Origin of the sequence: Micromonospora sp. BL1, from assembly GCF_003667485.1 — a bacterium.
Classification (GTDB): Bacteria; Actinomycetota; Actinomycetes; order Mycobacteriales; family Micromonosporaceae; genus Micromonospora; species Micromonospora tulbaghiae.
Genome location: NZ_RCVK01000085.1, coordinates 1 through 4,790 on the forward strand (window position 1 = coordinate 1; position 4,790 = coordinate 4,790).

Sequence of the window (4,790 nt, forward strand, 5' to 3'; positions counted from 1 at the left end):
GGGTTAGAGGGGGGACTCCAGGATTCGCTGGACGACTGTGCGGGAGTGGCGGCCGGTGCGCAGGTACTCGTCGAGGAACTCGCCCTGGTCCTCGCGCCCCAGCAGCCGCACCACGCCGGCCAGCTCCACCCCGTGCCGGGGCAACTGGTCCCCGGCTCGGCCGCGTACCAGCATCAGCGCGTCACGCACCTCGGCGGCGAGCGTCCAGCCGGCGGCCAGCTCGGCGGCGTCGGAGGGGTCGAGCAGGCCGGCGTCGCGGGCGGCGGCGAGCGCGTCGAGCGTACGGGTGCCGCGCAGGGCGGGCACCTGCCCGGCGTACCGGAGCTGGAGCAACTGCACCGCCCACTCGACGTCGGCGAGACCGCCCCGGCCCAGCTTGGTGTGGGTGGCCGGGTCGGCGCCGCGGGGCAGCCGCTCGGTCTCCACCCGCGCCTTGATCCGGCGGATCTCCACCACCTGCTCGCGGCTCAACCCCTCGGCCGGGTAGCGCACCGGCTCGATCATGGCCTCGAACTCGGCGCCCAGGTCCGTGTCGCCGCAGACGAACCGGGCCCGCAGCAGCGCCTGCGCCTCCCACACCCGGGACCAGCGCGCGTAGTACTGGGCGTACGCGGCGAGGCTGCGCACCAGCGGGCCCTGCCGGCCCTCGGGGCGCAGGTCGGCGTCCACGCCGAGCGGCGGATCGGGGGCGGGTGCGGACAGCAGCCGGCGCAGCTCCTCGGCGATCGCGTGTGCGGCGACGCTCGCCGCGCTCTCCTCCACCCCGGGCGGCGGATCGTAGACGAACAGCACGTCGGCGTCGGAGAGGTAGTTCGACTCGTACCCGCCGAGCCGGCCCATGCCGATCACCGCGAAGCGCAGGCCGGGCGGTCCGGGGTGGACGGAACGGGCGGCGCGCAGCGCGGCGGCCAGCGTGGCGTCGGCGACGTGCGACAGCGCGGTGCCGACCGCCGTCACGTCCACCACAGTGGGCCGGCGTTCCCCGCCGCCGACCGGGCGGGGGGTGAGCGGGGCGAGCGAACCGGCGCGGCTGAGCACGTCGGCGGCGGCGATCCGGACCAGTTCCCGGCGGCGCAGCGCGCGGACCGCCCGGATCGCCTCGACCGGGTCGTCGTGGCGGGCGGCAGCGGCGGCGAAGCCCTCGACGAGCGTCTCCCGTGGACGCGGAGTCAGCTCGCTGTCCTCGGCGAGCAGCCGCAGCGCCTCCGGTTCGCGGGCCAGCATGTCGGCCGCGTACCGGGACGAGGACAGCACCCGGGCCAGCCGGCGCGCCACCGGGCCGGAGTCACGCAGCAGGCGCAGGTACCAGGGGGTGCTGCCGAGCTTGTCGGAGACCTGCCGGTAGTTGAGCAGACCGCGGTCCGGCTCGGGGGCGTCGGCGAACTCGTCGAGCAGCACCGGCAGCAGCGTGCGCTGGATGGCGGCGGTGCGGCTGACCCCGCCGGTGAGCGCCTGGAGGTGCCGCAGCGCGCCGGCCGGGTCGGCGAAGCCGAGCACCTCCAGCCGGTGCCGGGCCGCTTCGGGCGTGAGGCGCAGCCCCTCGGCCGGTACGCGGGCCACGGATTCCAGCAGCGGCCGGTAGAGCAGCTTGGCGTGCAGCCGGCGTACCTCGGTGGCGTGGGTGACCCACTCGGCGCGGAACTCCTCGACGGCGCTGCGGCCCGGCGTGGCCGCGTAGCCGAGCGCGGCGGCGAGCCAGCGCAGCGCGGCCGGTTCGGTCGGCACGGTGTGGGTGCGGCGCAGGGCCTGGAGCTGGAGCCGGTGCTCGACGGCGCGCAGGAAGCGGTAGCCGCGCAGCAGCGCCTCCCCGTCGGCGCGGCCCACGTACCCGCCCGCGACGAGCGCGCGCAGCGCCGGTACGGTGCCGGGCACCCGCAGCGCCTCGTCACCCCGACCGTGCACGAGCTGGAGCAACTGGACGGCGAACTCGATGTCGCGCAGCCCGCCCGGACCGCGCTTGATCTCGCGTTCCAGCTCCTTCGGCGGCACGTTGTCGAGGATCTTGCGGCGCATGGACCGGACGTCCTCGACCGCCTCGGGGCGTTCGGCGGCGGTCCACACGAGCGGGGCCAGCGCGTCGATCCACTCCTTGGCCAGCTCCAGGTCGCCGGCCGCCGGGCGGGCCTTGAGCAGCGCCTGGAACTCCCAGGTGCGGGCCCAGCGCTTGTAGTAGGCGAGGTGGCTGGCGAGCGTGCGGACCAGCGGCCCCCGGTTACCCTCGGGTCGCAGCGCCGCGTCGACCGGCCAGGCCACCAGCCCGCAGATCTGGATCAGCCGGGTGGCGACCTGCGTCGCGGCGGGCAGGTCGTCGTCGGTCGCGGAGACGAAGATGACGTCGACGTCGGAGACGTAGTTCAGCTCGTCGCCACCGCACTTGCCCATCGCCACCACCGCGAGCCGGGGACGCGGCGTCCCGTCGGGCAGCTCGTCGGCGGCGATGTCGTAGGCGGCGGCCAGCGTGGCGTCGGCCAGCCCGGACAGCGCCGCCATGGTCTGCTCCAGGCCGCGCCCCCCGGTCAGGTCGGCCGCCGCGATCCGCAGCAGCGCGAGCCGGTACGCCTGCCGCAGCAGCGGGACCGCGCCGGTCATCGTCGTGAGCCGGGCGGCGACGCTCAGGTCGAGCCGCCCGTCCGCGGTGGGGGCGAGCCCGTCCGGCTCGGTCGCCAGCACCGCCCACTGCCCGGGGTTGGCGACCAGGTGGTCGCCGAGCGCGGAGGACGCGCCGAGCACCGCGATCAACCGGCGGCGCAGCCCGGGGTCGGCGGCCAGGGCGTCGCGTACGGCCACCTCGTCGCCGGAGCGCCGCTCGGACTCGACCAGCCGGTGCAGCTGACGCAGAGCCATGTCCGGGTCGGCGGCCCGGGACAGCGCGCCGAGCAGCTCGGCGGCGCGTTCGTCGGCGGGCTCCTGGGTGTCGGGCCGCCACAGGGCGAGCCCGTCCGGGCCGAGCAGGTCGGCGGCGCGGGTGGCGCCGTCACCCTCGGCGAATCCGTAGCGGGCCAGGCGCCCGCGGGCCGGCCGGGTCACCGTCAGGCCCCGAGCAGCGGCAGGCTGCGGCGCGGGTTGTCGTCGCCGAGTTCGCCGAGCGCGAGCGCGGCGAACCGGATCGCGAACGGCTGCCACGCCTCCTCGACGTCGGCCATCACCCGGTCGCAGGCGGCCACCACCAGCTCCGGGTCGTAGTCCAGCTCGGCCAGCACGGCCGAGTCGCGGGACCACTCGGCGATCATCGCGGTGTCGCACTCGATGTGGAACTGCAGGCCCCAGGCCCGGTCGCCGAGGCGGAACGCCTGGTGCGGGTAGCGGGTGGACGCGGCCAGCAGCGTCGCGCCGTGCGGCAGCTCGGTGATCTCGTCGGCGTGCCACTGGAGCACGTCGGGCATCAACGGCACGTACCGGAACAGCGGATCGTCCTCGGCGGCGTCGCGCCGGCCCACGAGCGCCGGGCCGATCTCCGGCCCGGACGGGCTGCGCTCGACCCGGCCGGCGTGCGCGGTGGCGAGCAGTTGCGCGCCGAGGCAGATCGCCAGCGTGGGCACCCGCCGCCGGACCGCCTTGCGCAACAGCCCCTCCAGCGCCGGGAACCAGGGCGCGCCGGGGCCGCCGTCGGCCCGCGGGTAAGCCTGCTGGTCGCCGCCGAGCACCACGAGCGCGGCGTACCCCTCCAGGTCGGCGGGGAGTGGATCGCCGGCGTGCGGACGCAGCACGCGCAGCTCAAGGCCCCCTTCGGTGAGCCACTCCCCCAGGCGGCGGAGGTCGTCGGTCGGGTCGTTCTCGATCACCAGCGCGGTCGCCACGACGTCGAGGCTAACCGGTGCGGCCGACAGGGCACGGTCCGGCAGGCCCTAGGCTCCGATCGTGCCTGACGACTGCCTGCGCCCACCGGCCCTGCGTCCCGGCGACGCGGTGATGCTGGTGTCCCCGTCCGGGCCGACCCGTCCCGAACGGGTGGCCCGCGGCATCGAGCTGCTCACCGGCTGGGGCCTGCGCCCGGTGCCCGCGCCGAACGCGTACGCCAGGAGGGGTTATCTGGCCGGCGACGACGCGCTGCGGGCCGCGGACCTGAACGCGGCGTTCGCCGACCCGGAGATCCGGGGGGTGATCTGCACCCGGGGCGGCTACGGCGCGCAGCGGGTGGTCGACCTGATCGACATGGCCGCGGTACGGCGGGATCCGAAGGTGGTGGCCGGCTTCTCCGACATCACCGCGCTGCAGTTCGCGCTGTGGCGGGGCGCCCGGCTGGCCGGCGTGCACGGGCCGGGCGCCGCGTGGCGGGACGAGCGCACGCCGATCCGCTCGGCGGAGTCGCTGCACGCCGCGCTGACCAGCACCGAGCCGGTGACCGTGGCGGCGGTCGAGGCGGAGGAGACGTACCCGGTGCGGGTGCCCGGACGGGCCGAGGGCCGGCTGCTCGGCGGCAACCTGTGCCTGATCACCGCGTCCATCGGCACGCCGGACATGCCCGACCTGACCGGGGCGATCCTGCTGGTCGAGGAGGTGCAGGAGCCGCCGTACAAGATCGACCGGATGCTCACCCACCTGCGCCGCTGCGGCGCGCTGGACGAGATCGCCGGGGTGGCGGTCGGCCAGTTCACCGAGTGCGCGGACGGCTGGGACACCACCGTCGTGGACGTGCTCACCGACCGCCTGGGCGACCTCGGCGTGCCGGTCCTCGGCGGCCTGCCCGTCGGGCACGGCCCGGGCCAGCTCACCGTCCCGGTAGGCACCCCCGCCACCCTGGACGCCACCACCGGCACCCTGACGGCAACCCCCGCCGTCCGCTGACGGCC

3 protein-coding genes are annotated in these 4,790 nt (G+C 76.3%); 1 reads left to right on the plus strand and 2 read right to left on the minus strand.

Translation table 11 applies throughout. The features are described 5' to 3' along the window. Window positions 1–3 precede the first annotated feature (3 nt). Window positions 4–3,027 carry a bifunctional [glutamine synthetase] adenylyltransferase/[glutamine synthetase]-adenylyl-L-tyrosine phosphorylase gene (locus EAD96_RS00705; protein ID WP_121682904.1) on the minus strand — a complete coding sequence of 1,008 codons (3,024 nt, stop codon included), beginning with the start codon at window positions 3,025–3,027 and terminating at the stop codon, window positions 4–6. Between the two features lie 2 nt (window positions 3,028–3,029). Beyond that, window positions 3,030–3,797, minus strand: a complete 768-nt coding sequence (locus tag EAD96_RS00710) for a type 1 glutamine amidotransferase (RefSeq protein ID WP_120568715.1) — start codon at window positions 3,795–3,797, stop codon at window positions 3,030–3,032. Window positions 3,798–3,855: 58 nt separating this feature from the next. On the opposite strand from EAD96_RS00710, the gene EAD96_RS00715 reads away from it, so the two are divergent. After that, window positions 3,856–4,785, plus strand: coding sequence for an LD-carboxypeptidase (locus EAD96_RS00715; RefSeq protein WP_121682905.1), 930 nt, complete (start codon window positions 3,856–3,858; stop codon window positions 4,783–4,785). Window positions 4,786–4,790 lie beyond the last annotated feature (5 nt).